Source organism: Corallococcus sp. AB045, from assembly GCF_003668895.1.
GTDB classification, from domain to species: domain Bacteria; phylum Myxococcota; class Myxococcia; order Myxococcales; family Myxococcaceae; genus Corallococcus; species Corallococcus coralloides.
Genome location: NZ_RAWN01000030.1, coordinates 39,802 through 64,005 on the forward strand (window position 1 = coordinate 39,802; position 24,204 = coordinate 64,005).

Here is a 24,204-nt window from a genome sequence, read left to right on the forward strand (position 1 = left end):
GCTCCGTGCGGGGGGCGGACGGATTCCGTGCATCGATTTTGGGCCCGGGGGCTCATCGGAAGCGATGAACGCGCCCTTCCGAACCCTGCCGGTGTGCCTGTTCCTGCTCCTGTCCGCGCAAGGACAGGCCGCGCCGCCCGCCGCCGCCCCGAAGCCCGGCCCCACCCGGTCCGTGAGCGGCCCGACCGACGCCGAGCGTTACGCGCGCCGGTGCCAATCCCAGACGGCCCAGCGCATCGCCCGGCCCCAGGGCACGATGCTGTGGGGCACCAAGCGCGGCTGGGATCCGGAGAAGCAGACGGACGAGCGCACCAGCGTGCTCGTCTCCGTGGCGCTGGACGCGCCCCGGCAGGCGGAGGACGGGGTGACGGCCCTGCGCTTCGACCATGGCCGGCTGTGGCCGGTCCCCGCGCCGGAGGCCGGTGCGACGGCCAGCGACGTGGTGGGCACCGTGCTCCAGGGCACCGCCAGCGACGGCAAGCCCGTGGAGGTGGCCATCTGCGGCGCGGAGCCCGCGGCGGATGATGCAAGCCGCGTCTTCTACCGCATCGAGGCGTGGAACCCGGTGGCGCGCGAGTGGGAGAACCCCTGCGTCGCGCTGGACCGCTCTCCCGCGCCCCGGGCCCTGGCGGTGGGCGGCGTGTGGGACGCGAGCGGCGCCCACGCCGAAGCGGCGGACCGGGTCACCTTCGCGTGTGAGAACGGCGCCATCTCCAAGTGCATCCTCTGGGGCTACGCGCCCTGGGCCTCCCGGGACGGGAAGTCGCTGTCCGGCCTCCACCAGGCGTGCACCCGGCTGGCCCGCGCGGACTACTGCGGCAACGGCCGGAGCCACACGCGCCAGGACACCACCATCGACATCTACGACCGGCTGGGCGTGCTGGAGCGGGCGACGGAGGTGACCCGCGAGTGGGACCCGGCGAAGGGGTCCTTCGAGGCGGCCTGGGCACCCGACGGCGCCACCTGCCTCTCCCGCACCCGCGACGGCCGCGCGCTGGACATCATCCTCCAGGAGTGCCCTGGCCGCTTCCAGGCGGACACAGGCGACGCACTCGGCGAGGGAGAGGTGTGCACGGTGCGCCGAGGCGACGTGAAGCCCGGGGCCGCGCTGCTGCGCAACCTCTCCTATGGCCCCCCGAAGGCGGAGCCCGCGCGGGTGCAGTAGCTCAGCCTTCCGACGAGGGCTCGCGCTTCTCGCCGAGGAGCTGGCTCAAGGTCAGGTCCAGTTGGCTGTCCACGAAGGCGATGAAGCTCTGGAAGTCCTCCGTGGAGAGGCCCAGCTGTTCCTGCAGGCGGCGCCGGGTCTCCGTGTAGACCTGCTGCTGCACCCGCTTCAGCCAGCGGGAGATGGTGGACTGGTTGACGCGGAAGAGCGGCGCCATCTCATACGTGGAAAGCCGGTCGGCGAAGTGGAGGCGGAGCAGATGGCGGTCCTCGGCCGACAGCGTGGCGGCGGCTTCCCTCACGGCCTGACGGAAGGCCGCGTGGTGGCGGCGCTTCATCACGTCCAACTCCGGATCCAGGCCCTGCGCGGGCAGCGCCTTGAACAGCTCCTCCGCGTCGTCCTCCGTGGAAGGCTTCTCCTGTCCGCGCAGCTTGTTGGTGATGCGGCTGGCGATGACGACCACCCAGCTCAAGAGGCCCCCACGCCCCGTGTAGTCCGCGATGGCGGGCGCGTGGCCCGCGCTGGCCACCAGGAGCTTCACGCTCACGCGCTGGCGGACCTCGTCGATCATCGAGTCGGGCTGGCGCAGGCTCCGCAGCCGCTCCGGCAGCCGGGCCAGGTAGTGGCGTTCAAAGGCCTCCAGCGCGACGGAGTGGCCCTGGACGCACGCGCACGCCAGGTACAGCTCCGGCAGGGACAGGGCGGAGACGAGCGGCGCGATGGGCGCGGTGGGGCTGGCCGGGGGGAGCCGCTCCGCGACGTGGGTGACGAAGCGCGCGGCGGTCAGCGGGATGCCCGGCCAGCGGGCCTGCGCTTCCTCCCAGGCGCGCGACAGCAGGGCGTCGAGTGCCGCGAGCTCTTCCGGCGAGGGGGCCACGAAGCGCGTCTTCGTGTGCGAGAGGAAGGTCGCGGCCAGTGCGGACACCTGGGACATGGCAACGCCATAGCATGCCACGCCCCGGCCCGCCCCCCACGCGCGGCGCGCGCACGATGCGGGGGGGCGTGTCCGCGTGTGTCATTGAACGCCGCGCGCCGCGTGGCTAGCGTGAAGGCTCCCACCCCGTGAGCGCGCCCCCTTCCAGCTGCCTGACCGACGACATCCTGGTCCAGCTCCTCGAGGACCATCTGACGGATGAGGCGCTGGCGCAGGTGCACCGCCACGCCGCGGGATGCAACGAGTGCCGGAGCATGCTGGCCACGCTCACGCCCGGCATCCAGCGCTCGTCCGTGGAGGACCCGGAGCCCTCCGACGAGAGGGAGACGGACCGGCTGCCGCCGCCGGAGCCGGAGCCCTGGACGCCACCGCCGTCGTTCGATGCGTTCCGCCTGGAGCGCCCGCTGGGCCGGGGCGGGATGGGCATCGTCTACCTGGCGCACGACACGTCGCTGGACCGGCGCGTGGCGGTGAAGTTCATGGCGGCGACACAGCCGGATGAGCGCTTCCGCGACCTGTTCACCACGGAGGCCCGGGCGCTCGCGCGGTTGCAACACGCGAACATCGTCAGCGTGTTCAGCGTGGGCGCGGTGGACGGCCACCCGTACATCGTCTCCGAGTACGTCGTCGGCGAGACGCTCGCGGAGCTGCCCCTGCCCGTGCCGTGGCGCCGGGTGCTGTCCCTGGGCGTGGGCCTGGCGCGGGGGCTGGCGGCGGCGCATCGCCAGGGCGTCCTGCACCGCGACCTCAAGCCCTCCAACGCGCTCGTCACGCGCGAGGGCGAGGTGAAGCTGCTCGACTTCGGCCTCGCCGAGCGCTTCGAGGTGGGCGCGGAGCTGGCGTCCGGATCGCCGCTGCTCGTGGGCACCCTGCCCTACCTGGCGCCGGAGGTGCTCATCGGAGGCCCGGCGTCCGCCCGCAGCGACCTGTATGCACTGGGCCTCATCCTCCATGAATTGTGCACGGGCCAGGTGCCCCGCCGCGCCTCGCGAAAGCCCGAGGACACCCCGCCCCGCGCCGCGCTGGGACCGGAGGTGGACCCCGACTTCGCCGCACTCATCCAGCGCTGTCTCGCGGTGGATCCGCTGGAGCGCGTGGGTTCCGCGGAGGCGCTGAGCGAATCACTGGAGCAGTTGGAGCGCTCCATCTCGCCCGCGCCGCTGGCCGCCGGCAATCCCTATCGAGGGCTCGCGCCGTTCGCTGCCGAGCACCGGGCGCTCTTCTTCGGACGCGAGGGCGACATCCGCGCCGTGCTGGAGCGCCTGCGCACGCGGCCGCTGGTGCTCGTCGCTGGCGACTCCGGGACGGGCAAGTCCTCGCTGTGCCGCGCGGGCGTGCTGCCCCGGGTGGCGGCCGGAGACCTGGGCGACGGACGCGAGCCGCACGTCGTGACGCTGTGGCCCGGTCATCGCCCGCTCGAAGCGCTGGCCGCCGCGCTCGCGCCGGTGCTGGGGCGCAGGGAGGCAGAGCTCGTCACCGCCCTCACGGACACGCCGGCCTGGCTGGGACAGGCGCTGCGCGAGATGCATGGACGCGGGCGGGGGCTGCTGCTCTTCGTCGACCAGTTGGAGGAGCTGCTCACCCTCTCCGACCCCGGCCAGGCCGCGCACTTCGCCCGCCTCCTGGGAGAGCTGGCCCTGCCGTCTACCGGAGTGCACGTGCTGCTCGCGGTGCGGGGCGACTTCCTCACGCGCCTGTGCGCGCTCCCGGGCCTGGGGGAAGAGGCGGAGCGGGCGCTCTACATCCTCCGGCCCCTATCGCCCGAGGGCGTTCGCGAGGCCATCATCGGCCCGGCCCGCGCGAGGGGCGTGGCCTTCGAGTCGCCGGAGCTGGTGCGGACGCTCGTCGATTCCACGGCGCATGGCGTGGGCAGCCTCCCGCTGCTCCAGTTCGCGCTCGCGGAGCTGTGGGAGCGCCGCGACGCCGCCCGGGGCCGCATCACGCGCTCGGCGCTGGAGGCGATGGGCGGCGTGGCCGGAGCGTTGTCCCGGCATGCGGACGGAGTGCTCGCGCGCATGAGCCCCGCGGAGCACGCGGCGGCGCGGCGGCTGTTGCTCCAACTGGTGACGGCGGAGGGCACGCGCATCGAGCGTGGCGCGGAGGACCTCGCGGACGCCTCGGACGACACCTCCCGCGCGGCGCTGCGGATGCTCGTGGAAGGCCGGCTGTTGCACACGCGCACGGTGAGCGGTCTGCCCCGCTGGGAGATTGCCCACGAGTCGCTCATCTCGAGCTGGGGCACGCTGCGCGACTGGCTGGATGACGACATCGGGCACCGCGTGCTGCGCAAGCGCGTGGAGGCGGCCAGCGTGGAGTGGGACCGCCTGCGCCGCGCCAGCGAGGCCCTGTGGGGTCAGCGCCAGTTGGATGAAGTGCGGGTGCTGGAGCCCGCCACCCTGGGCACCCGGGAGCAGGCCTTCCTCCGGGCGTCCCACCGGGCCGTGCGCCGCGCGCGTTGGGGACGGGGCCTCACCGCGCTCGTGCTCGCGCTCGCCGTCCTCGCGTCGTATGGCGGCCTCCGGCTCCAGGCGTACCTGGAGGACTCGCGCTTCATCGCCGCGGAGCTGGGCACCGCGAAGGAGGCGCTGGCTTCGGGCCGCACCCTCGCCGCGAGGTCGCTCGCGAACCGGGAGGAGTCGCTGGCCATGTTCGACGGCCGGCCGCCCTCCTCGCTGGGCCCGGAGACCGCGACGAATGCCACGGGCCTGCGCAGCGCCGCGGAGAAGCGTTGGACGGAGACGCTCGCCCTGCGTGACAAGGCGGAAGCGGCCTTCACCCGCGCCAGCCGGAGCCTGGAGCGCGGCCTGGACCGCGACCGCCACCACCCCGACACGCGCCGGCTCATCGCGGAGGTCCTGTCCGAGCGCGTCCTCCTCGCGGAAGCGTTCCACCAGCGCCACGAGCGCGACGCGTGGCTCCAGCGCCTGGAGCAGGAGGTGGACTCAGCGAAGGAGGGCGGGGCCTCCCTGCGGCGGTTCCACGAGCCCGCGGAGCTGACGGTCGACAGCACACCGCCGGGAGCCCGCCTGTCCATCACGCGCGTCCTCCGGAGCGACGGGCCGTTCCGCCGCGAAGCCGTGCCGGCCGCCGGAAGCTCGCGCTTCGTCCTCCCGGAAGGCTCCTACCTGCTCCACGTCACGCAGCCGGGACGGGTGCCCCTGGACGTTCCGGTGTTCCTCACGCACGGCGCGCGTGAAGCGTTGCGCCTCACGCTCCCCACCCAGGTGCCCGAAGGCTACGTCTACATTCCGCCGGGCTGCTTCCTCCTGGGCAGCGCCGAGCCGGAGGTGGTGCGCCGCTTCACCTTCAGCCCGCCCATGCATCGCTACTGCCTCACCGGCGGCTATCTGGTGGGCCGCGACGAGGTGACGTTCGGCGACTGGCTGACCTACCTGGAAGACCTGCCGCCGGACGCGCCCGCGAGGAAAATCCTCGAACAGCCGCACTTCGGCGACGGAGGCACCATCACGCTGCGGTGGCGGCAGGGCACCGGCTGGGTCTTCACCTTCCACCGCACCCGCGAGGAGTTCCGCACCGCGAAGGAAGGCGAGCCCCTGCTCTACGCGGAGCGCACGCGGCACGCGAGCGTCGACTGGAAGCGGCTGCCTTTGTCCGGCGTCTCCGCGCAGGACCTGGAGGGCTACTTCTACTGGCTCCACCGGACGAAGCGGCTGCCGGGAGCGCGCCTGTGTGGCCAGCACGAATGGGAGTACGCGGCCCGGGGCGCGGACGGCCGCCGCTATCCCCACGGCGACCAACTCCAGCCCGACGACGCCAACATCGACGCGACGTACGACCGGCGGCCGTTGGCCTTCGGACCGGACGCGGTGGGAACGCATCCCGCGTCGGTGAGCCCGTTCGGCCTGCGGGACATGGCGGGCAACGCCTACGAGCTCACGCGCTCCGTGACGCCGGAGTTCGGCAGCGTCGTGCTCCGGGGAGGCTCCTGGTATTACGACTCGTTCGTCGCGGCGAGCGCCGACCTGTCTCCCGGCGACGCGACCGCGCGGGACGTCCGCATCGGCGTGCGCGTCTGTGCTTCGTTCGACCCGCGCTGAAAGAGCTGCTCAGCCAATCACATACACGCGGTTCGGGATGCCGTCCTCGGTGACGTGGCGGTCCAGGCGCATCCCGAGCCGCTCCGCCACGCGGATGGACGCGGCGTTCTCCGGGTGGATGATGGCCACCAGGGGAACGTGCGGCAGGTGCCGCGCCGCCAGCGCCAGCGCGACGCGGGACACCTCCGTCGCGTACCCGGAGCCCCAGGTCTCGGGCGTGAAGCGGTAGGCGAGGTTGAGCACGCGCTGGCCTTCCAGCTCCTTGTGGCGCAGGCCGCCCAGGCCCACGACGACGCCGGGCGCTTCGAGCCGCTCCACCAGCCAGTACCCCACGCCTTCGCGCGCCCAGTCCTCCAGCCAGAGGCCCATGATCCGCCGCGCGTCGTCCAGCGTCTGCATGTAGCCACGGCGGCTGAACTGGTTCGTGGTCGGATCCGAATGGAGGGCGAAGACGGCGTCCAGGTCGCCTTCGCGAACAGCGCGGAGCAGCAGCCGGTCGGTGGTCGTGCGTTCGAAGTGCTGAAACATGCCGGACAGCTTACGTGAACCAATCCCAGTCGATGTCGTCCGGAAGCGGGGCCGGTGCAACGCGGCGCCGGGCGGAGACCTCCTCGCGCCAGGAGGCCCGCCCGCCCGGGAGCGGCCAGGCGCGCGAGACGGTTCCCCTGGGATTGGGAGTGAAGTTGAGCAGCAGCATGCGGTTGACGCGGTCGACGGTCTCCGGCGTCGCCCCGGAGCGCAGCTGGAACTCCGCGCTGAACAGGGCGCCCTCCTCGCGGACGGCGCTCGCGGGACGCGGCGGGGTGACGAAGGGCCACAAGCCCAAGAGCGGAGGCTCCACGCCTTCGAGCAGCGCCGCGTGCAGCCGGTCGTGGCCATCCAGCACCAGCCACTTCGCCAGGATGTCCACGTAGAGCAGCAGCACGGGCGGCAACGTCCCGTCCCGTGCGCGCTTGCGCCAGCTCTTCACGCGTCCGTCCTCGGGTGACGAGAGCGCACGCAGTCCGAGCACGACACCCGGCGTGTGTTCGGTCCGCGCGTCCCACCAGTCCTCGTTCCAGGCGTGGAGGAACCGCGTCACGGCGGACAGCGAGTGCGGCGGCATCGGCGGCTGACCGAAGCCCCATTCCATGGGGGAGACGGGATGCCGCTCCGACTTCTCCGAGGCGATGGCGCGCACGGGGCGCAGACACCAGGACCCGGCGTGGAGCACCGGCAGAGGGGCCTCCACGAGCGCACGAGCCACCCGCCACGCCCAGGCCTCCCACCAGGCCCCGGTGCCGGACGCGGCCTCCACGGCCCGGACCTCGGGCGCGGACAGGGGCGGCAGGACCTGGGGGGCCTGGGCCGTTCCCCGGAGGAAGGCCGCGCGGTCCCAGTAGGAATCGATGCGGGTCCAGAGCAGCGTCTGCCCCGCGCCGCGCAACCGGATGCGGTAGTCGGGAGCCGCCTCCAGGTGCACCGAGGGCCGACGCGCCCAGCGGCCCGTGGCGGGCACGTGCAGCAGCAGGCCGGGGCCAGGGGTCTCCAGTCCCCAGCTCCGGGTGTCATCGGCGACGATGGAGACTCCCGCGTTCATGCGCCGCGCTCCTCCAGATGCCCGGCTCACACGGGCGGCTGGAGCGTAGCCGACCGCACGCAAGGCATGCGGCCGTGCACGAACGCTCGTCTCCCCCTGCCGTCCCGCGCGGGCGCACCCCACCTTGGGTCAGGAGGTGATGCGATATGGCGGACAGGATTCTTGAACAGCAGCATGAGCACGAGCGGGAGCAGGAGCGCGAGCGGCTGCGCGAGCAGGAGCAGAAGGACCTGGAGGTGGAGTCGCATCGCGGCGCTCGCCCCCTGGAGGGCTTCGCGGGAGGCCACACGACGTGGACCGGCGACCAGGACGACGATGCCGCCGCCCGCGTGCACGCCGGTGACGCCGAGGCCTCCTGGGAGGCCAGTGAGCGGCAGGCCCGTCTGGAGCCGCCCGAGCCCGACGCCGAGGACGACCCCGGCCGGTAGCCGTCCTCCGCGCGCTTCTTCCGCGAGGAGGTCGGGAGACTCCTCGGGGAAGCAGAGCCCGTCGCCGGGCTCAGGGCGCGCAGTAGCGCAGCGAACGCAGGGTGTAGGTCCGGGGAGTGTCCGTGGCGGTCATCGTGAGCGCCCCCAGCTGATGCCCCGCCAGCTCATGCAGCCGCACCCATGACGCGGCGGCGTGCATGGGCATGGACGCGGTGCCGGGAGTCCAATCCTCCACGACGCCGGTCGCGCTCCGCCCCCAGAGCCGCCCTTCGACCCCGAAGGCGGCATCCCCGCTGGGGTTGGTAACAAAGAGCATGGAGAGCCACGCCAGCTGGAGTCCCCGGGAAGTCATCGTCGCGCCGAACAGGGCGGTCTGGCTCCGCGTCGTAGCGGTCAGGCTCTCCGCCATGCCCTGGTCGAAGAGGGACCGCACCTGAAGGAACTGGGGAGTGAGTCCATGCGGGTCCCGGTAGAGCAGCGTCGGCTCGCCCGCGCCGCTCTCTTCCGAGGGAGCCGTCAGCATCAGCCTGGGAGCGGCCGCGTACTTCACGGTGAGGATGCGCTCGTCCCCCACGGGCAGGAGCTCGCGGTCGTAACGCTGCAGCCAGACGCGTGTGTCATCGAACGAGCCCGCCTTGTTCTCGTTCGTCTTCACCAGGAAGCCGCCATCCTCCAGGCCCAGCACCTCCGCCGCGGAGAGATCCAGCGAGTCCGACCGGTGCAGCACGCGGGGCGCCGCCAGGACCTGGCCGGCGGGGTCCACAACCATGCCCTGCACCTCGCGGGCACCGGCGAGATCCCACGTCCAGGTCACCGCGAGCCGCTCTCCATCCACGGATGGGGCCACGTGTCCATTCGCCCAGGTGTAGGGCCCTTCGAAGAGGACGACGCCCTCGCCGATGGGAGCCCCCAGCTCATCGAGCTGCACGAGGCTCCCTCGCACGAAGTAGCTCGGCTCTGAGTACACGGCGATGGAGAAGAGCGCCGGCCCGCGAGAGGTCCGCAGCAGCTGGGTCCTCGACACGCGAATGGGCGCGGGCGACAGCGGCAGGGTCGCCGAGCCCTTCAGGCGCAGGGAGGCATCGAGCCGGAGGAGCTCGATGGCCGCCAGGCCGTCGGAAGAGACGAACAAGAAGCCCCCCTCCACGGGCAGGCTGTCCGCCCATCTGTCATCAGGAGCCCACTGCATCGGCGCGACATCCGCCCACGTCGTCGGATCCGTCACGCCGTCGCAGTCGTTGTCCAGGCCGTCGCAGCGCAGCTCCGACGCCTCGTAGTCCGCGCCATAGGAGCGCGCAGTGCACACGGGCTCGTAGGCGCCGTCCACCCACGCCCGCTTCGCCCCCGCGCACACGCCCTGGGTCTTCTCGCAGGGCGCGCCTTCCGGTACGCCGCTGTCCACCGTGCCCGCGTCCGCGACGCCCGCGTCGCCCGAGGTGCCCGCATCCGTCCCGGCATCCACCTGCGTGCCGGCATCCTGCACGGGGCCCGACGGGCTCGTGGAGGAACCACAGCCCGAAACCAGCAGGGCCACCATCAACGACAGGCTTCCCCACAGGCCGCCCCACGACTTCATCCGCGCTTGCATGTTCCCCTCTTCGTGCTGCCCTGATCCGCCAGGTCCCCAGCGCCCGAGATGTATCACGCGCCTCCGCGGAGCACCGTGAGCCCACGCAGGAAGTCCTCAGGCAGCGGCGACTCCACCTGGACGAGCTGGCCCGTCGCGGAGGACGGCACCTCCAGCCGCCACGCGTGCAGGGCCTGACGCTCCACCGCGAGCGCCGCCGGGTGCTTGCGCGCCTCCTCCGTGCCGTAGAGCGAATCCCCCAGCACCGGGAACCCGGCCTCCGACAGCTGCACGCGGATCTGATGCGTGCGCCCCGTGTCCAGGTCGATGTCCAGGAGCGCTCCCTCCCGGAACCGCTCGCGCACCGTGAACGTCAGCGCCGCCCGGCGCGCGGAGGGCACGCGGGTCGTGAAGCGGCGCGGATCCTTCGGGTCCCTCGCGTACGGTCCTTCCAGGTGCCCCGTGTCCGGCGGACGGCCCAGCACCAGCGTCTGGTAGCGCTTGTCCACGCGCTTCTCCTGGAACGCCTTCAGGAGCGCCGCCACCGCGTCATCCGTCCGGGCCAATGCCAGACATCCGCTCGTCTCGCGATCCAACCGGTGCACCACGCCCGGCTGGACCACGCCCTCCACGTCGAACGGCGGGCACCGCGCCGCGAGCAGCCCCACCACCGACGCCGCCCGCCCCTCCGGCTCCACCACCAGCCCCGGCGGTTTCGCCACGATGACCAGCGCCGCGTCGTCGTACAGCACCGGCAGCTCCGGGCCCTCCCGGGAGGCATGCGGAGACGGCCGGGGCTCCGGCGTCTCCAGCGTGAGCTCCTCGCCGCCCCACAGCTTGCGCGTGGCCTGGGCCTTCTTGCCCCGGATGCGCACGCGCCCTGCGTCCAGCATCGCCCGGGCCCGCTCCGGCGTGAGGCCCGGGACGTGCTTCGTCAGGAACCGGTCGAGCCGCTCGCCGGCAATCTCCCGGGGAACCACGAGAACCTTGTGCCGCGTCATGGCTTTCCCCGTCTCCCAAGGCAGGCAGGGAGTCAAACATCGTGTAGGCGTGCGCCCACCGAGCACGCGTCAGGGGCGCGCTGTAGAAAGAATATCTCCGTGGCCACCTCCTTGTTCTCACGTTCGGGCTCCGCCCGGGCCCTGTCCCATCGCGACTTCACCCTTCTCTGGCTGGGCACGCTCGTGTCCAACATCGGCACGTGGATGGAGTCCGTGGCCCTGGGGGTCTACGTCACGCAGGTGACGGGCCAGGCCGCCTGGACGGGCGGCGTCGCCGCGCTGACGCACCTGCCTTCGTTGGTGCTCGCGCCCCTGGGTGGAGCGCTCGCGGACCGCTTCGACCGGCGCACCTTCATGGCCGTGTGCGTATGCATGCAGGCGCTGCTGGCCGCGTTGCTCACGGTGCTGGCCGCAACGGACAACCTGTCGGTGCCGTGGGTGGCGGTCCTCTCGCTGCTCAACGGCGCGTTCAGCACGCTGGTCATCCCCTGCGCCACGGCGCTCACCGTGGCCGTGGTGCCTCCGGAGGACCTGCACAACGCGCTCAGCCTGGACTCGGCGCAGTTCAACCTGGGCCGCATCATCGGTCCCGTGCTGGCCGCGCTCGTGCTGACGAAGGTGGGCATCGCCGGGGCGCTGTTCGTCAACACTCTGTCCTTCCTCGCCGTGCTGCTGGCGCTCGCGGGGATGCGCGGCGCGGCGAGCACGCTGCCTCCCAAGGTGGAGGCGCTGTGGGCCGGCATCATGCGCGGCGTGCGGCTGGCGTGGACGGATCCGGGCATCGCGCTCGCGCTGGGCTCCGGGGCGCTGGTGGGCCTGCTCATCTCCCCCTTCGTGGGCCTGGTGCCGGTGTTCGCGCTGAAGGTGCTGGGTGGGGACGCGACCACCACGTCCATGCTGCTCACGGCGCAGGGGACGGGCGCGGTCATCGCGGCGTTCGGCTCCGGCGCCCTCGTCGCGAGGATGGGGCGGCGGGTCTTCCTGGAGGCGTCGCTGCTGCTCGTGGGGCTGTGCTCCGCCGCGTACTGGCTGTCCCCCTCGCTGCCGGTGGCCCTGGTGACGCTGTTCATCCTGGGCGCCGTGTACCTGGTCGCCTTCACGGGCCTGAAGACGGTGTGCCAGGCGCGCACGCCGCCGGAGCTGCAGGCTCGCGTGAGCAGCCTGTTCCTGCTCCTGGTGAACGCGGGTTACATCCTGGGCGTCTGGGGACAGGGCGCGCTGTCGGACCGCGTGGGTGTGCGGCCCATCACCGCGGGCTGTGCCCTGCTCTTCTTCGGCATCGTGGTGGGGATGAGGACCCTGCGCTCGCGAGGCCTGGCCGCGCTGGGCACCTGAGCGCTCAGCCTCCCGCGGTCCCCTTCACGGGCAGCAGCGCCAGCACGCGCGCGAGCACCGCGACGCCCTCCTCGTACTCCGGCAGGTCGATGTGCTCATGCGGCGTGTGGTCCAGCGCGGCGTCGCCGGGGCCGTACGCCACGGTGGGCACGGCCCACGCGGAGGCCACGGTGTTCCAGTCGGACGTGCCCGTCTTCAGGCGCAGCGTGGGCTTCACGCCGCGCTCGCGGATGGCCTGCTTGAAGACGCGGGAGAGCGCGTCGTTGCCGTTGGTGGACACGGCGTTCTTCCGAGCCACGGTGCGCACCGTCACGGTGGGCACGGTGGCCAGCGCCGCGAGCAGGGCGTCGGTGTCCGTGGACGGGCCGGTGCGGATGCTCACCGCGGCCGTGGCCCACTCCTCCGTCTCCGTGGCGCCGGTGTGGAAGGCGTTGAGGGAGGGCAGGTTCTGCTCGAAGAGAGATGGGCGCTCGCGGTTCCAGTCGTCACACAGGCGCTTGAGCGCGTTCCACGCCTCGATGACGTGTTCGGCGGCGGCGCGGTAGTCGCGGCTCGCGGTGTGGCGGCGGCTGGCGCGGTGCTCCAGGTCCAGGCGCAGCAGTCCCTTGTAGCCGATGGTCACCGCGTGCGCGCCGCTGGGCTCGCCGTTGATGACGAAGTCCGGGGCGTACTGGTCGCGCACGTGAAGGGCGCCGCGAGTGATGGCGACCTCCTCCTCCACGCAGCCCAGGAGCAGGAACTGCTTGCCGGCGCGCTCCGCGTCGTCCAGCAGCTCCACGGCTTCGATGAACGCGCACAGGGGGCCCTTGGCGTCCACCGCGCCCCGGCCGTAGAGCTTCTGTCCCTCCAGCCGCACGGGCACTTCCCCGGGCACGGTGTCGATGTGGCCCAGGAACGCGATGACGGTGTCCCCGTCCCCGTAGCGGGCGACGGCGTTGCCCACGGCGTCGGTGTGCGCCCGCCAGCCGCGTGTCCCCAGCCGCTCCACCAGCGCTCCGGCGAAGGAGGCCTCCTGGTGGCTGGGGCTGTACTGCTCCACCATCCACCGCAACAAGTCGACGCCTGGCTCACGCGCCCGCATCCGCCCTGCCTCCATCCCGAAGGGTGAACTTCGTGCCGCCCGCCTCCTCCAGCGCGGAGAACACCGGCCGAGCCACGCGCGACGCGCTCACGTACGCGGCCGGAACTCCGCCCAGCAGCGCCCGGCGCACGGCCTCCAGCTTGTAGCGCATGCGGCCGCCCGCCAGCGGCATGCAGCCCTCCACGTCGTCGCTGGAGCGCACCAGCGAGGCGGGGTCCTTCGGATCCGCGAGCAGCCCCGGCACATTGGACAGGATGACCAGGGCCTTCGCGCCCAGCGCCGCAGCGATGGACGATGCCACATGGTCCGCGTCCACGTTCACGAGCACGCCGCCCTCCGTCACCGCGGGAGGACACACGACGGGCACGTAGCCGCCATCCAGCAGCGTGCCCAGGAGCGCCGCGTTCACCGAGGAGACCTCTCCGGCCAGATGCTCGCGGTCGATGCGCATCCGCCCGTCGGCGTCCTGCAACTTGAGTGGCGGCCGGCGGCGAGCGGTGAGCACGCGGCCGTCCGCGCCGCACAGGCCCAGCGCGGTGACGCCCTTCGTGAGCAGCGCCAGCACCACGGCTTTGTTGACCTCACCCACCCACGCCATGGTGAGCGCGCGCAGCGTGGGCGCGTAGGTGAGGCGCACGACGTTGCCGTTCGCGGTGGTGGCCTCCGGGCGCGCCAGGCCCAGCGAGCCCAGGAGCCGCTCACCGGCCTCCGAACCTCCATTGACGACGACGACGCGCTCGCCCTGGCTTACGAGTTCCACGACGTCCGAGCAGACGTTCTCCAGGTCCACGCCCGCCGCGCCGCCAATCTTCACGACGACGGGACGGCGGGACGGAGCGGCGGAGGTGGCGCTCATCCGATGACGCTCGCGCCGCCGTCCACGAGTTGCACGGTGCCGGTGATGAAGGAAGCGCGCTCGCTGGCAAGGAACACCGCCGCGGCGGCGAACTCCTCCGGGAGCCCCACGCGCTTGAGCGGGATGTGCGCGCCCATGGCGCGAAGGCCCGCCTCCACATCACCCGCGTTGCCGGCGGTGCGCTCGACGGGAGGCGTGCGCATGTAGCCCGGCGCAAGCACGTTGACGGTGATGCCGGCGTCGCCCAGCTCCTGCACCAGCGCGGCGGAGAAGCCGACGATGCCCATGCGAGCGAAGCCGGACAGCGCGAAGCGGGACACGGGCCGGTGCACCGTCTCGGAGGTGATGAACAGCAGGCGTCCCCATCCGGCCTTCTTCAGGTGAGGCAGCGCCGCGAGCGCCAGGGAGATGGGCGGCAGCAGCACCGCGTCCGCCGCGCTCCGGTACGCGTCCACGCCGAAGGTAGAGGCCGGACCGGGAGGAGGACCGCCGCTGTTGGTGACGACGACGTGCAGCGCGCCCAGCTTCGCCACCACGTCATCCACCCAGCGGCGCACGTCCGCGTCGTCCTTCACGTCCACGCGAGTCGCCAGCACCCGGCCGCCCCGGGCCACGGACTTGAGCCGAGCCTCCGCCTGGGCCAGCCGATCCGTATCTCGAGCGCCGATGGCGACATGCGCGCCCTCCTTCGCCAGTTCCTCCGCGACGGCGAGCCCCAGCCCGCTGGAGCCACCAGCGACGAGCGCGACCTTGTTGGCGAGTCCCAGTTCCATCCGCGTCCCTCCAGAAGTTGGAGCACGGCTGCGCCCCAGCGAGCGCACCGCACATCACCGAACCACGCATTCACAGGTCGCGGCATTCCAGCCGGCCCCGCACAACATCCGCTCCGCCAACCGCACCCAGCGCACATCATCTCCGCCCAGGCCCAGCGCCAACGATTGGCCCGTAGAGACAAGTCCCCCACTTCGCGCCGGACAGAGCCGTATTGACGGAGTCCCCTCCCCAACCCAGCCCAGCCGTCCCTCGTGCACCCGACCGCGCCGGTGCACGGCCCCCGCAGAGCCCCGGATATCCCCGTCCGGCACAGCCCCAACCTGTCCGACTGTCCGACAAGATTCCGCGGCCCGGATGAACCGGCAGCATCCAGCCGCAGGGCGCCCAAACCGGTCCAACTGTCCGACAGGTTTTCGTGCCCCAGATGGAACGACGGGCTCCCGGCTGCGGTGCGCCAAAAACCTGTCCGACTGGTTTCCTGCGGTCCGGTTGGATCGGCAGCCCCTGCCGCGGTTCTCCAAAACCTGTCCGACTGTCCGACAGGTTTCCGCTGCACGGAGGAGCGAAGCCCCGGGCTCGGTTCTCTCGAACCTGTCCGACTGTCCGACAGGTTTCCTCAACTTGAACCGAGTGCAGTCCCTGGTCCCGGTTCTCTCGAACCTGTCCGACAGGTTTCCGTGGCTTGGGCGGAGCAAAGCCCCCAACCCTGTTTCTCCAAATCCTTCCGACGGTCCGACAGGTTCTTGCGGCTCGGGCGGAGCGAAGTCCCCGGCCCCGGCGCGCCAACCATGTCCGACTGTCCGACAGGTTTCCTCCGCTCGGGCGGAGCGAGGCCCCCGGTCCAAGTTCTCCAGAACCTGTCCGACTGTCCGACAGGTTTCCTCCGCTTGGGCGGAGCGGGGTCCATGGCCCCGGTTCTTCAGAACCTGTCCGACTGTCCGACCGGTTTCCGCGGCTCGGGCGGGACGAGGTCCCGGTCCCTGGTTCTTCAGAACCTGTCCGAATGTCCTACAGGTTCCAGCAACTCGGGCGGAGCGAAGTCCCGGGCCCTGGTTCTCCAGAACCTGTCCGACTGTCCGACAGGTTTCCGGAGCCTGGATGGCCTGGGGGCCCCCCACCATGGCCGCCCGAACCTGTCCGACTGTCGGACAGGTTTTTTCGGTTCGCCGCCGACGGGGGCTCAGCCGGGTTCTCGCCTTCTCATCCGTGAGGACAGAGCTCATGTCCGAAGGCTCAGGGCCGGGTTTCCGCGCCCGCCGCATCCGGCGCGGCCCCTCCGGTGGGAGCGCGCCGGGCTCCGCTGAAGTACCCGTACTTCGCCATCAGCGGCCAGGCGAGCGCCACGGTGAGTGCCTTCGCTCCAGAGGCCAGCTCCCCCTTCCATGCGTCGTCCTCGCCGCGCAGGAGCGTGGGTCCGCTGCGGAAGCGGTCCGGGTTGCCGGTGACGGTGTGGTTCTTCCCCAGCACCACCGTGCGGCCCTTCACCGGGTTCTGCGCGCGCGGCACGCCCACCAGGTCCAGCACCGTGTCCACGGCGCGGTCCGGCGCGGCGATGAAGTCCTCGTAGCGCAGGAAGAGCGATTGGGCGGGGAACCTCCGCGTCACCTCCTCCGACGCGGCGTTGAAGCCCAGCCAGTACGCCGTGCTGCGCGCCGCGGACATCGGGACGACGTACTGCTTCGTCTTCGTCCACGAGTGCGTCACCGCGCGCGGGTCGCGCACCAGGTGCAGGTACAGCGGCCGGATGCCCTCCACGCGCGGCAGCAGCGCCGCCTCGGACGGGAACTTCCCGCTGTCCACCAGCACCCTGCTCCCCGTCGCTCGCGCGATGGTGCGGTACGTCCGCGCGAGAAAGTCCGCGTGCGCATGGAGCGCCTGCGAATCCCCAGCCTCGTCCAGCACCCGCAACGTGTGCCGCGTGCGCACGGCGGACTGCTGCCTGCGCACCACCTCTTCCGCGTGCGCGCGCGGCGTCTGGCCCGCTGGCACGTCGGAGGTCAGCACCGTGTCCCAGATGCCACACTCCAACAACTGCTGGCCGCAGCCGCACAGCGTGTTGGAGCCGTTCCCGTACGCGTTCTTCCAGAGGAAGCTCAGCTCCCCCACGTGGAAGAAGCCCGGCACCTCGTTGAGGACGTTGCCCAGGATGGTGCTGCCGCTGCGGCACCAGCCGGTGATGTAGAGGACCGTGAGCTGCGCGCCCTCGCCCTTCGCGCTCGCGGTGGCCATCAGGTCAGCGACGCCACGAAGAAGTGGGTGGGCAGGTGCACCGCGAGCGTCGTGTAGACCTCGCCGTAGGCGGCCAGTCCCTCGCGCGGGAAGATGCCCGGCGGCGGCTCCGCGAACCGGATGACCGAGCGCTGGCTGTCATACAGCGTCGCCGCGGCGGTGAAGTCCCCCACGATGATGGTGCCCGGGTTCACCATGCGCGTGCGGCACAGGCGGATGCCCATGGCGGCCAGGTCTGACAGGAGCGACTGCTGGCCCACCAGGTGCTCGTAGAAGTCCAGCGAGTTGATGACGATGCCGTCCGCCGAACCACCCATCTGCTCCACCTGCGCGCAGGCGTTGAGCAGCGAGGCCACCGCGTTCTTCTTCGCCGGCAGCCGCACGATTCCCGGCGTGTGCAACAGGCCCCGCACGCCGTCCCCGCCCTTGCCGATGCACAGCGCCTGGTTCTCCGCCGTGTTCAGCCGCACCAGCAGCCGGAAGTCGATGAACTGCGCCAGCGACTGGGAGTCCTCCAGCAGGTTGCGCGGCACTTGAATCCACGCGCGCGTGGGCTTGAGCGCCTGCGTGTCCTGGTGGAACTCGAAGCCAGCTTCCGGACGCAGCTCCACGTCCTCCACGGGCCCGGTGGGCTTCGTCTGGGGGTGCGTCTCGTACCAGAAGGGGACAGGGTCGCGCTCCGCCCTGGCCGTCTTGAACATGCCGCGCACCGCGATGCGCGGACGGCGCTTGAAGCCGGGGAACGCGTCCACGATGGACGTGTCGTAGTCCACGTGCGCCTGCGTGCCGTGCTTCTGGACCGCCGCCGCGAACGCCGCGCCAGGGGACAGCGACGCGTCCGCCTTCGATTTCGTGCTCAGGATGCTCATGGGGTGAGGCTCCTCGGAGTCAAAATGCGGGAGTCAGAAAGCGGTCTAGAGCGGATGCAGGCCCCGGAAGCCCAGCCCTTCCGTCTCCGGGCGGCCCAGCATCAGGTTCAGCGCATGCACCGCCGTGCCAGCGGCGCCCTTCACCAGGTTGTCGATGGCGGCGTTCACCACGATGCGGCCCCGCTCCGTGTCCACGTCCACCGACAAGTCACAGTGGTTCGTGCCCAGCAGCGGCCCGGGCTCCGGGAATGGCGAGAGCGACGCGCTGGGCCGGAGCAGCCGCACGAAGGGCTTCTCGCGGTAGCGCGTGGCGATGGCGCGCACCACCTCCGCCTCCTCCACCGGCCGCGCCGCGAAGGCGTGCACCGTCGCCAGGATGCCGCGCACACCCGGCACCGCCGTGGCGCTGAAGTGGATGGTGGGCTGTTGGCCCGTGACGCGCGCCACCACGCCCTCCAGCTCGCCCGTGTGCCGGTGGCCCACCGGCTTGTAACAGCGCAGCGCGTTCGCGCGCTCCGGGTGGTGCGAGGAGCGGTCCGGCGTGGAGCCGCCTCCGGACGAGCCCGTCTTCGCGTCCACCACCAGCACGTCCGGACGCGCGAGCCCCGCGTGCAAGAGCGGCAGCAGCGCCAGGAGTCCCGCGTGCGCCATGCATCCGGGCACCGCGACGTGACGCGCGTTCGTCAGCGCGTCGCCCATCCACTCCGGCAGGCCGTAGACGAACGCGGGCACGTCATCCGGGCGCGGGTGCTTGCCGTACCAGCGCTCATGCCCCGCGGCGTCCAGGCGGAAGTCCGCGCTCAGGTCCACGACCCGCTCCGCCAGCCGGGACACCTTCGCCCAGCGCTGGAGCAGCTCGCCTTGAGGCATGCAGCTCACCAGCACGTCGCAGGGCGCCAGCGCGTCGTGCTGCGTGTAGCGCAGCGTCCCCACCCCGCGCAGGTGCGGATGCGGGAAGTCCAGGCGCTTGCCAGCGAACTGGCCGGAAGTGGCCTGCACCACCTCCACGGCCGGGTGCGCGAGCAACAGGCGCAGCACCTCGCCGCCGGTGTAGCCCGCGGCTCCCAACACCGCCACGCGCACGCTCATCGCCGGGCGCCTCCAGCTCCGGAAGCGACGTACTCCGCGATGAGGTCCGGCAGCGGGACGCCCGTCTCGTCGATGCTGCGCGCGAACTCCACGCAGTGGTTGATTTCGTTGACGTAGATGTCGCCGCCGCGCGTCTCCAGCAGGTCCACCGCCACCATGTCCCCGCCCACCGCCTCCGCAGCGGCCTCCGCCAGCTTCGCGTGCACCACCGGCACCTCGTAGCGCTCCGGCACGGCGCCGCGCGCGGTGTTGGTAATCCAGTGCTCGGAGCGCCGCCGCAGGCCGCCCACCGCGCGTCCGATGACGTAGACGCGCAGGTCGTAGCCCGGCTTGTCCACGAACTCCTGCACCAGCGCCACGTGGTCCTGCGCGCCGCCGGTGCCAAAGCGCGTGGACAGCACGCCCTCGGCCGAGGTGCGCGAGTCCAGCCGGGCCACCATCCGGCCCCAGCTCCCCAGCACGGGCTTGGTCACCACCGGGTAGCCCTTCTTCTCAATCGCCTCCAGGCACGCGTCCTCGTCGAAGGCCACGAACGACCACGGCATGGGCACGCCCTTCGCGGCCAGCGCGGCGCTGGTGAGCGCCTTGTCCCCGCACAGGGAGATGGTCCTCGCGCTGTTGAGCACGCGCAGCCCCTTCATCTCCAGGAACGTGGCCAGGTAGCGCGCACGCGTGAAGGACATGCTGCGCATCAACACGGTGTCGGCCTCGGTGACGCGCTGCCGGTCCATGGACAGCACCATCCCGGAGTCCTGCACCAGGTTGACGGCGCAGTCGCGCCTGCGCAGCGCATCGAGGAGGAGCTTCTCCTCGGTGCGCACGCGCGTATAGACGAGGTCGACCTTGCGCATGGCGCGGGGCTACTCCCCCCAGTCTTCCTCGACCTCGGGTGCTTCCTCGAGCCGCAGCGGGTTGATGCCCACCACCTCCAGCTCGGCGGAACAGCCGTCACAGGAGAGCACCTCGCCCACCAGCCGGTTGCCGCCCGGCACCGGCTGCGCGCAAAGCGGGCACTGCTCCGGGGGAGCGGACTGCGTCATCGGGTTCGGGTTCTGGACCTGCATGTCAGTCCCTCCTCGTTGCGGATTCCACGGCAAACACCGGGGTTCTTGGGAGCACTCCCAGGATGCGCTCGGCCACCTGCCCGCCCTCCAGCCCATGGCCCTTGAGCAACGCCTCGTGCGAACCGGCGCGCGAGTCGTACCGGTCCTGCAAGCCCACGCGCAGCACGCGTCGCTGAAGGTCCAGCGAGCACACCGTTTCGCACACCGCGCTGCCCAGTCCGCCCAGCACGTTGTGCTCCTCCACCGTCACCAGGAGCCGCGTGCGCGCCGCCGTCTCGCGCACCGCCTCCTCGTCCAGTGGCTTCAACGTGTGCACGTTGAGCACACGCGCGGAGACACCCTGCGCCTCCAGGAGCTTCGCGGCATCCAGCGCCACGGACACGCCCACCTCGCCGTGCGCGAGCAGCCCCACGTCGTCGCCCTCGCGCAGGAGCGCGGCACGGCCCAGTTCGAACGGCGGGCGCGGGATGTCCAACCGGGTGACGCGGTTGCGGCCCAGCCGCAGGTACACCGGCCCGTCGTGCTGAAGCATCGCGCGCGTGGCGAGCACCGTCTCCAGGCCGTCCGCGGGCGACACCACCGTGAGGTTGGGCATCGCGCGCAGCACGGCCAGGTCTTCAATCGCGTGGTGCGTGGGGCCGAAGAAGGCACCCGACACGCCGCCGTAGTCGCACACCAGCTTCACGTTGGCGCGCGCATAGGCCAGGTTCAACCGCACCTGCTCGCAGGCGCGCATCACGCCGAACGCCGCGAAGCTGTGCGCGATGACGGTGTGCCCGCCGTGCGCCAGGCCACACGCCATGTCCAGCATGGTGGCCTCGCAGATGCCCAGGTTGAAGTAGCGCCGGGGATGGCGCTTCTCGAACGGATCGCCTCCGCCGCCCAGGTCCGCCTCCAGGAAGACGACGCGCGCGTCCTCCTCCGCGAAGCGCGCCGCCGCGTGCCGGAACACCAGCCGGCTGGACAGCTCCGGGTGCGCGGCGAGCCACGCCTCCGGCGCCTGGGACAGGTCCACCGCTGGGGCAAGCGACGCGCTCACTGGCCGTCCTCCCCCAGCGACGCGAGCGCCCGCCGCAGGTGCTCCGGCGAGAACACCGCGTAGTGCGGCCCCTTGCCCTTGAGCATCGGCACGCCCGCGCCCTTCTGCGTCCGGGCGACGATGGCGCGCGGACGGTCTCCCACGACGGGCGCCTCCAGCGCGGCCACCAGCGCGGGCAGGTCGTGCCCGTCCACCTCCAGCGACTGGAAGCCGAACGCGTCCAGCCTCTGCACCAGCGCCTCCTGCGACAGGATGGACTCGGTGGGGCCGTCGTTCTGCCCGCCGTTGCGGTCGATGATCAGCGTGAGGCCCGTGAGCTTGCGGTGCGACGCCACCTGGAGCGCTTCCCAGTTGGAGCCCTCGCCCATCTCTCCGTCGCCGCAGACGACGAAGGTGCGGTTGGCTTCCCCGCGCAGCACATGCGCGAGCGTCAGCCCCACGCCCAGCCCCAGCCCGTGACCCAGGCTGCCGGTGGCGAACTCCACGCCCGGCACCGCCGCGTTCACGTGGCCGGTGAAGATGCTGCCGTCCGCGTTGTACTCGCGCACCAGCGTCTCCACGTCCACGAAGCCGAACTCCGCCAGCGCCGCGTAGAGCCCCGCCGCCGCGTGCCCCTTGGACAGGATGAGGTGGTCGCGCTCCGGTGCCTTCGGCGCGCGCGGATCCACGCGCATCACCCGGCCCAGCAGCGCCACCAGAATCTCCACCATCGACAGCGAGCCGCCCAGGTGACAGCCCGACGGCGTCGCCGCCAGCCGCACGATGATCTGACGGATGCGCTTCGCCCGGCGTGGCAGCAACGCCAGTCCCGCATCCGACGCGGCGCCCGAAGCCCCGTCCCCGGTGCGGGCAGGCGCCAGCGGGCCGCCGGAGGCCGTGGGTTCTTCTGGCGTCCGCGCGTCGCGCGACAGCCCGGGGGTCGTTGGATTCGCCGAGAAAGTCATGCCCGTAGCGTCGCTGTTACAGCCCAGGAATCCGGCTGTTGTGAGACACCCTAGGAAATCGCATCATGCGCCGTCAACGCGGATTTTCTTAAGATATAGACGCACGAGAAAAAACCGTCTCGCCCGGTAATCTCGCGGTGTTACACGCGCGGGAGGTCCGGCATTCCCGGTTTCGCGTCACTCGGAGGAGACCTTCAGATGGGGCAGCGTTTCCATAACGCAGCGGCATTGGAGAAGGGTTCGGAGTACCGCCGAAAGGGTTGGTGGCGTGACACCACGGTGGTTGACGATCTGCGTCGCTGCGTCCAGGCGCACCCGGACAAGACCGCGATCATCGCCGCACGGTACTTTTCCAAGGACATCACGCGGCTGACGTACGCGGAGCTGGCGCGATACATGGACCGGTTCGCGCTGGGCCTGCGCGAGCTGGGCGTGGGGCGCGAGGACATCGTCGCGGTGCAGCTGCCCAACGGGTGGCACTTCACGGCGCTGGCGCTGGCGTGCGCGCGGTTGGGAGCGGTCATCGCGCCCATTCCGCCGGACTACCGGCGGCGCGAGGTGGAGTTCATCCTGGGGCGCACCGAGGCCTCCGTGTACGTGGGGCCCACGTCGTGGACGGGGCACTCCCACCGGGACATGGCACGCGACATCGCGTCGGTGCTGCCGTCCCTGCGCCACCGGGTGCTGCTGGGCAGCAACACCGACCTCCAGACGGGCGAGCGGGACTTCGAGCGCCACTTCATCGAGCGCGAGTGGGAGAAGGAAGCGTCGCTGGAGGGCATCGCGCCAGCATCCGCGGATGATGTGTGCAACATCCTCTACACGTCCGGCACCACGGGTGAGCCGAAGGGCGTGGTGCACTCGCACAACACGAACTACGGCATCACGCGCGCGCTGTGCGACACGCTGGGCATCAACGCGACGGACGTGGTGGCGCTGCCGTCGCTGCTGACGGCGTCCACGGGGTTCACGTACTCGTACCTGATGCCCATCCTGCTGGGGGCCACGGCCATCTACATGGACGTGGGCGACCCGGAGCTGACGCTCAAGCTCTTCGAGGAGCACGGCGTCACGTTCACGTACGGCATCCCCACGTACCTGATGAACCTCATCGCGTTGCAGCGAAAGCGCCAGCGGAACACCTCCTCGCTCCGGCAGCTGGCCACGGGCTCCATCCCGGTGCCGCCGCACCTCATCGCGGCGGTGCGCGAGGTGTTCGGCGTGCGGCTGCACACGCTGTGGGGCATGACGGAGAACGGCGCGGTCACCATCACCCGGCATGAAGATGCACCGGACTGGCCCAGCCAGAGCGACGGGCGCGCGGTGGCGTGGATGGAGACGAAGATCGTCCCGGCGCTCGCGGAGGACGGCACGCCGTATCCGGACGGGACGGGGCGGCTGCTGGTGCGAGGCGCCAGCCAGTGCCTCACCTACTTCAAGCGCGACGACGTGTACGCCGCGGCGGTGGACGCGGAGGGATGGTTCGACACGGGCGACCTGGCGCGCGACGACGGGCGCGGCGGCATCCGCATCGTGGGGCGGCTGAAGGACGTCATCTTCCGGTACGGGTACAAGATCCCCGTGGTGGAGGTGGAGTCCGCGCTGTACTCGCACCCGAAGGTGAAGGAGGTCGCGGTCGTCGCGCACTCGGACGACAAGATTGGCGGCGAGCGGGTGTGCGCCGTCGTCGTGGTGCGCGAGGGAGAGGCCCCGCCCACGCTCAACGAGCTGCGCGACCACCTCAAGCAGCAGGGCATGTCCAACCAGTACTGGCCGGACCGCCTGGACCTCATCGACGAGATGCCCAAGACGGCCACCGGCAAGGTGCGCAAGTACCTGCTGCGCGACAGGCTGAAGCCCACGTGAGCGGGCGGGAGGAACAGCCTTGAACCCGAGCCCCGAAGAAGCCGCCAGCCTCACGGACACGGAAGCGAAGCTCGCGGCGTGGTGGAAGGACTTGCTGGGCGTGGAGGTCGTGCGCCCGGAAGACCACTTCCTGGAGATTGGCGGCAACTCCCTGATGGCCACGGTCCTGTCCAATCGCATCGAGAGCGAGCTGGGCGTGGAGGTGTCCATGGTGGAGCTGTTCAACACGCTCCGGGCCGTGGCCACGCTGTGCGACGAGCTGCGCCAGGAGCAGACCGCTTGAGCCAGGCCGCCCCCGCCGAGGGCGGCCCCCTTCCCGTCTCTTA

Annotated in this window: 21 protein-coding genes; 6 read left to right on the forward strand and 15 right to left on the reverse strand. The window is 71.4% G+C overall.

The genetic code is table 11. The features are described from left to right. Positions 1 to 64 precede the first annotated feature (64 nt). Positions 65 to 1,165: an ADYC domain-containing protein gene (locus tag D7Y21_RS10020; protein ID WP_121712794.1), complete on the forward strand. Its 1,101-nt coding sequence runs from the start codon at positions 65 to 67 to the stop codon at positions 1,163 to 1,165. A gap of 1 nt (position 1,166) precedes the next feature. Here D7Y21_RS10020 and D7Y21_RS10025 read toward each other — a convergent pair whose 3' ends face one another. Further along, positions 1,167 to 2,099, reverse strand: a complete 933-nt coding sequence (locus D7Y21_RS10025; protein ID WP_120564855.1) for a sigma-70 family RNA polymerase sigma factor — start codon at positions 2,097 to 2,099, stop codon at positions 1,167 to 1,169. Positions 2,100 to 2,227: 128 nt separating this feature from the next. Here D7Y21_RS10025 and D7Y21_RS10030 point away from each other — a divergent pair, with 128 nt between their 5' ends. Next, positions 2,228 to 6,157 carry a bifunctional serine/threonine-protein kinase/formylglycine-generating enzyme family protein gene (locus D7Y21_RS10030; protein ID WP_121712796.1) on the forward strand — a complete coding sequence of 1,310 codons (3,930 nt, stop codon included), beginning with the start codon at positions 2,228 to 2,230 and terminating at the stop codon, positions 6,155 to 6,157. A 9-nt stretch (positions 6,158 to 6,166) separates the two neighbouring features. On the opposite strand, the gene D7Y21_RS10035 is transcribed toward D7Y21_RS10030, so the two are convergent. Together D7Y21_RS10035 and D7Y21_RS10040 are read right to left on the reverse strand one after the other, a co-directional pair. Next, entirely contained in the window at positions 6,167 to 6,685 is a 519-nt protein-coding gene (locus tag D7Y21_RS10035) for a GNAT family N-acetyltransferase (RefSeq protein ID WP_120564857.1), read from the reverse strand. 10 nt (positions 6,686 to 6,695) lie between these two features. Continuing rightward, complete coding sequence (locus D7Y21_RS10040) at positions 6,696 to 7,736, reverse strand: hypothetical protein (protein WP_121712798.1); 1,041 nt, start codon at positions 7,734 to 7,736, stop codon at positions 6,696 to 6,698. A 146-nt stretch (positions 7,737 to 7,882) separates the two neighbouring features. Between D7Y21_RS10040 and D7Y21_RS10045 the strand changes: the two genes are divergently transcribed. Continuing rightward, positions 7,883 to 8,164 (forward strand): hypothetical protein, encoded by a 282-nt coding sequence (locus D7Y21_RS10045; RefSeq protein WP_120564859.1) that lies wholly within the window; start codon positions 7,883 to 7,885, stop codon positions 8,162 to 8,164. Positions 8,165 to 8,234: 70 nt separating this feature from the next. Here the strand turns inward: D7Y21_RS10045 and D7Y21_RS10050 are convergent, their stop codons facing one another. Together D7Y21_RS10050 and D7Y21_RS10055 are read right to left on the reverse strand one after the other, a co-directional pair. After that, positions 8,235 to 9,752, reverse strand: a complete 1,518-nt coding sequence (locus D7Y21_RS10050; protein WP_147469245.1) for a hypothetical protein — start codon at positions 9,750 to 9,752, stop codon at positions 8,235 to 8,237. A gap of 53 nt (positions 9,753 to 9,805) precedes the next feature. Further along, positions 9,806 to 10,732, reverse strand: a complete 927-nt coding sequence (locus tag D7Y21_RS10055) for an RluA family pseudouridine synthase (protein WP_120564861.1) — start codon at positions 10,730 to 10,732, stop codon at positions 9,806 to 9,808. Between the two features lie 99 nt (positions 10,733 to 10,831). Between D7Y21_RS10055 and D7Y21_RS10060 the strand changes: the two genes are divergently transcribed. Continuing rightward, on the forward strand, positions 10,832 to 12,067 hold the full coding sequence (locus tag D7Y21_RS10060) for an MFS transporter (RefSeq protein WP_120564862.1): 1,236 nt from the start codon (positions 10,832 to 10,834) through the stop codon (positions 12,065 to 12,067). A gap of 4 nt (positions 12,068 to 12,071) precedes the next feature. Here the strand turns inward: D7Y21_RS10060 and D7Y21_RS10065 are convergent, their stop codons facing one another. The 10 genes from D7Y21_RS10065 to D7Y21_RS10110 all read right to left on the reverse strand — a co-directional run bounded on the left by D7Y21_RS10065 (position 12,072) and on the right by D7Y21_RS10110 (position 22,012). After that, complete coding sequence (locus D7Y21_RS10065) at positions 12,072 to 13,148, reverse strand: M20/M25/M40 family metallo-hydrolase (protein ID WP_120564863.1); 1,077 nt, start codon at positions 13,146 to 13,148, stop codon at positions 12,072 to 12,074. Continuing rightward, on the reverse strand, positions 13,135 to 14,004 hold the full coding sequence (locus D7Y21_RS10070; protein ID WP_121712802.1) for a [LysW]-aminoadipate kinase: 870 nt from the start codon (positions 14,002 to 14,004) through the stop codon (positions 13,135 to 13,137). Before D7Y21_RS10070 ends, D7Y21_RS10065 begins: the two co-directional genes overlap by 14 nt. Beyond that, positions 14,001 to 14,777, reverse strand: coding sequence for an SDR family NAD(P)-dependent oxidoreductase (locus tag D7Y21_RS10075; protein ID WP_121712804.1), 777 nt, complete (start codon positions 14,775 to 14,777; stop codon positions 14,001 to 14,003). The genes D7Y21_RS10070 and D7Y21_RS10075 overlap by 4 nt, the downstream gene beginning before the upstream one ends. 1,234 nt (positions 14,778 to 16,011) lie before the next feature. Then, positions 16,012 to 17,007 (reverse strand): sulfotransferase, encoded by a 996-nt coding sequence (locus D7Y21_RS10080; RefSeq protein WP_121712806.1) that lies wholly within the window; start codon positions 17,005 to 17,007, stop codon positions 16,012 to 16,014. Next, positions 17,007 to 17,876 (reverse strand): family 3 encapsulin nanocompartment shell protein, encoded by an 870-nt coding sequence (locus D7Y21_RS10085; protein WP_121712808.1) that lies wholly within the window; start codon positions 17,874 to 17,876, stop codon positions 17,007 to 17,009. The genes D7Y21_RS10080 and D7Y21_RS10085 overlap by 1 nt, the downstream gene beginning before the upstream one ends. Positions 17,877 to 17,921: 45 nt before the next feature. Next, positions 17,922 to 18,965 (reverse strand): N-acetyl-gamma-glutamyl-phosphate reductase, encoded by a 1,044-nt coding sequence (gene argC, locus D7Y21_RS10090; protein ID WP_121712810.1) that lies wholly within the window; start codon positions 18,963 to 18,965, stop codon positions 17,922 to 17,924. Continuing rightward, the gene (locus D7Y21_RS10095; RefSeq protein ID WP_121712812.1) at positions 18,962 to 19,816 is read right to left on the reverse strand and encodes a RimK family alpha-L-glutamate ligase; all 855 of its coding nucleotides are present in this window, start codon (positions 19,814 to 19,816) and stop codon (positions 18,962 to 18,964) included. Before D7Y21_RS10095 ends, argC begins: the two co-directional genes overlap by 4 nt. Positions 19,817 to 19,825: 9 nt before the next feature. Further along, on the reverse strand, positions 19,826 to 20,029 hold the full coding sequence (gene lysW / locus D7Y21_RS10100; RefSeq protein ID WP_120564870.1) for a lysine biosynthesis protein LysW: 204 nt from the start codon (positions 20,027 to 20,029) through the stop codon (positions 19,826 to 19,828). 1 nt (position 20,030) lies between these two features. Further along, positions 20,031 to 21,068, reverse strand: a complete 1,038-nt coding sequence (locus D7Y21_RS10105) for a transketolase family protein (protein ID WP_121712814.1) — start codon at positions 21,066 to 21,068, stop codon at positions 20,031 to 20,033. After that, positions 21,065 to 22,012 carry a 1-deoxy-D-xylulose-5-phosphate synthase N-terminal domain-containing protein gene (locus D7Y21_RS10110; RefSeq protein ID WP_121712816.1) on the reverse strand — a complete coding sequence of 316 codons (948 nt, stop codon included), beginning with the start codon at positions 22,010 to 22,012 and terminating at the stop codon, positions 21,065 to 21,067. The genes D7Y21_RS10105 and D7Y21_RS10110 overlap by 4 nt, the downstream gene beginning before the upstream one ends. A 279-nt stretch (positions 22,013 to 22,291) precedes the next feature. Here D7Y21_RS10110 and D7Y21_RS10115 point away from each other — a divergent pair, with 279 nt between their 5' ends. Further along, positions 22,292 to 23,878: an AMP-binding protein gene (locus D7Y21_RS10115; protein ID WP_233591701.1), complete on the forward strand. Its 1,587-nt coding sequence runs from the start codon at positions 22,292 to 22,294 to the stop codon at positions 23,876 to 23,878. Positions 23,879 to 23,897: 19 nt separating this feature from the next. Next, positions 23,898 to 24,161, forward strand: a complete 264-nt coding sequence (locus D7Y21_RS10120) for a phosphopantetheine-binding protein (RefSeq protein WP_014394893.1) — start codon at positions 23,898 to 23,900, stop codon at positions 24,159 to 24,161. The last annotated feature ends 43 nt before the right edge of the window (positions 24,162 to 24,204 follow it).

What these genes read in the sequence shown, in the direction of transcription:
- D7Y21_RS10020 (WP_121712794.1), top strand. Translation starts at nt 65, where the DNA reads ATGAACGCGCCCTTCCGAACCCTGCCGGTGTGCCTGTTCCTGCTCCTG.
- D7Y21_RS10025 (WP_120564855.1), bottom strand. Translation starts at nt 2,099, where the DNA reads ATGTCCCAGGTGTCCGCACTGGCCGCGACCTTCCTCTCGCACACGAAG.
- D7Y21_RS10035 (WP_120564857.1), bottom strand. Translation starts at nt 6,685, where the DNA reads ATGTTTCAGCACTTCGAACGCACGACCACCGACCGGCTGCTGCTCCGC.
- D7Y21_RS10040 (WP_121712798.1), bottom strand. Translation starts at nt 7,736, where the DNA reads ATGAACGCGGGAGTCTCCATCGTCGCCGATGACACCCGGAGCTGGGGA.
- D7Y21_RS10045 (WP_120564859.1), top strand. Translation starts at nt 7,883, where the DNA reads ATGGCGGACAGGATTCTTGAACAGCAGCATGAGCACGAGCGGGAGCAG.
- D7Y21_RS10050 (WP_147469245.1), bottom strand. Translation starts at nt 9,752, where the DNA reads ATGCAAGCGCGGATGAAGTCGTGGGGCGGCCTGTGGGGAAGCCTGTCG.
- D7Y21_RS10055 (WP_120564861.1), bottom strand. Translation starts at nt 10,732, where the DNA reads ATGACGCGGCACAAGGTTCTCGTGGTTCCCCGGGAGATTGCCGGCGAG.
- D7Y21_RS10065 (WP_120564863.1), bottom strand. Translation starts at nt 13,148, where the DNA reads ATGCGGGCGCGTGAGCCAGGCGTCGACTTGTTGCGGTGGATGGTGGAG.
- D7Y21_RS10070 (WP_121712802.1), bottom strand. Translation starts at nt 14,004, where the DNA reads ATGAGCGCCACCTCCGCCGCTCCGTCCCGCCGTCCCGTCGTCGTGAAG.
- D7Y21_RS10075 (WP_121712804.1), bottom strand. Translation starts at nt 14,777, where the DNA reads ATGGAACTGGGACTCGCCAACAAGGTCGCGCTCGTCGCTGGTGGCTCC.
- D7Y21_RS10080 (WP_121712806.1), bottom strand. Translation starts at nt 17,007, where the DNA reads ATGGCCACCGCGAGCGCGAAGGGCGAGGGCGCGCAGCTCACGGTCCTC.
- D7Y21_RS10085 (WP_121712808.1), bottom strand. Translation starts at nt 17,876, where the DNA reads ATGAGCATCCTGAGCACGAAATCGAAGGCGGACGCGTCGCTGTCCCCT.
- argC (WP_121712810.1), bottom strand. Translation starts at nt 18,965, where the DNA reads ATGAGCGTGCGCGTGGCGGTGTTGGGAGCCGCGGGCTACACCGGCGGC.
- D7Y21_RS10095 (WP_121712812.1), bottom strand. Translation starts at nt 19,816, where the DNA reads ATGCGCAAGGTCGACCTCGTCTATACGCGCGTGCGCACCGAGGAGAAG.
- lysW (WP_120564870.1), bottom strand. Translation starts at nt 20,029, where the DNA reads ATGCAGGTCCAGAACCCGAACCCGATGACGCAGTCCGCTCCCCCGGAG.
- D7Y21_RS10110 (WP_121712816.1), bottom strand. Translation starts at nt 22,012, where the DNA reads ATGACTTTCTCGGCGAATCCAACGACCCCCGGGCTGTCGCGCGACGCG.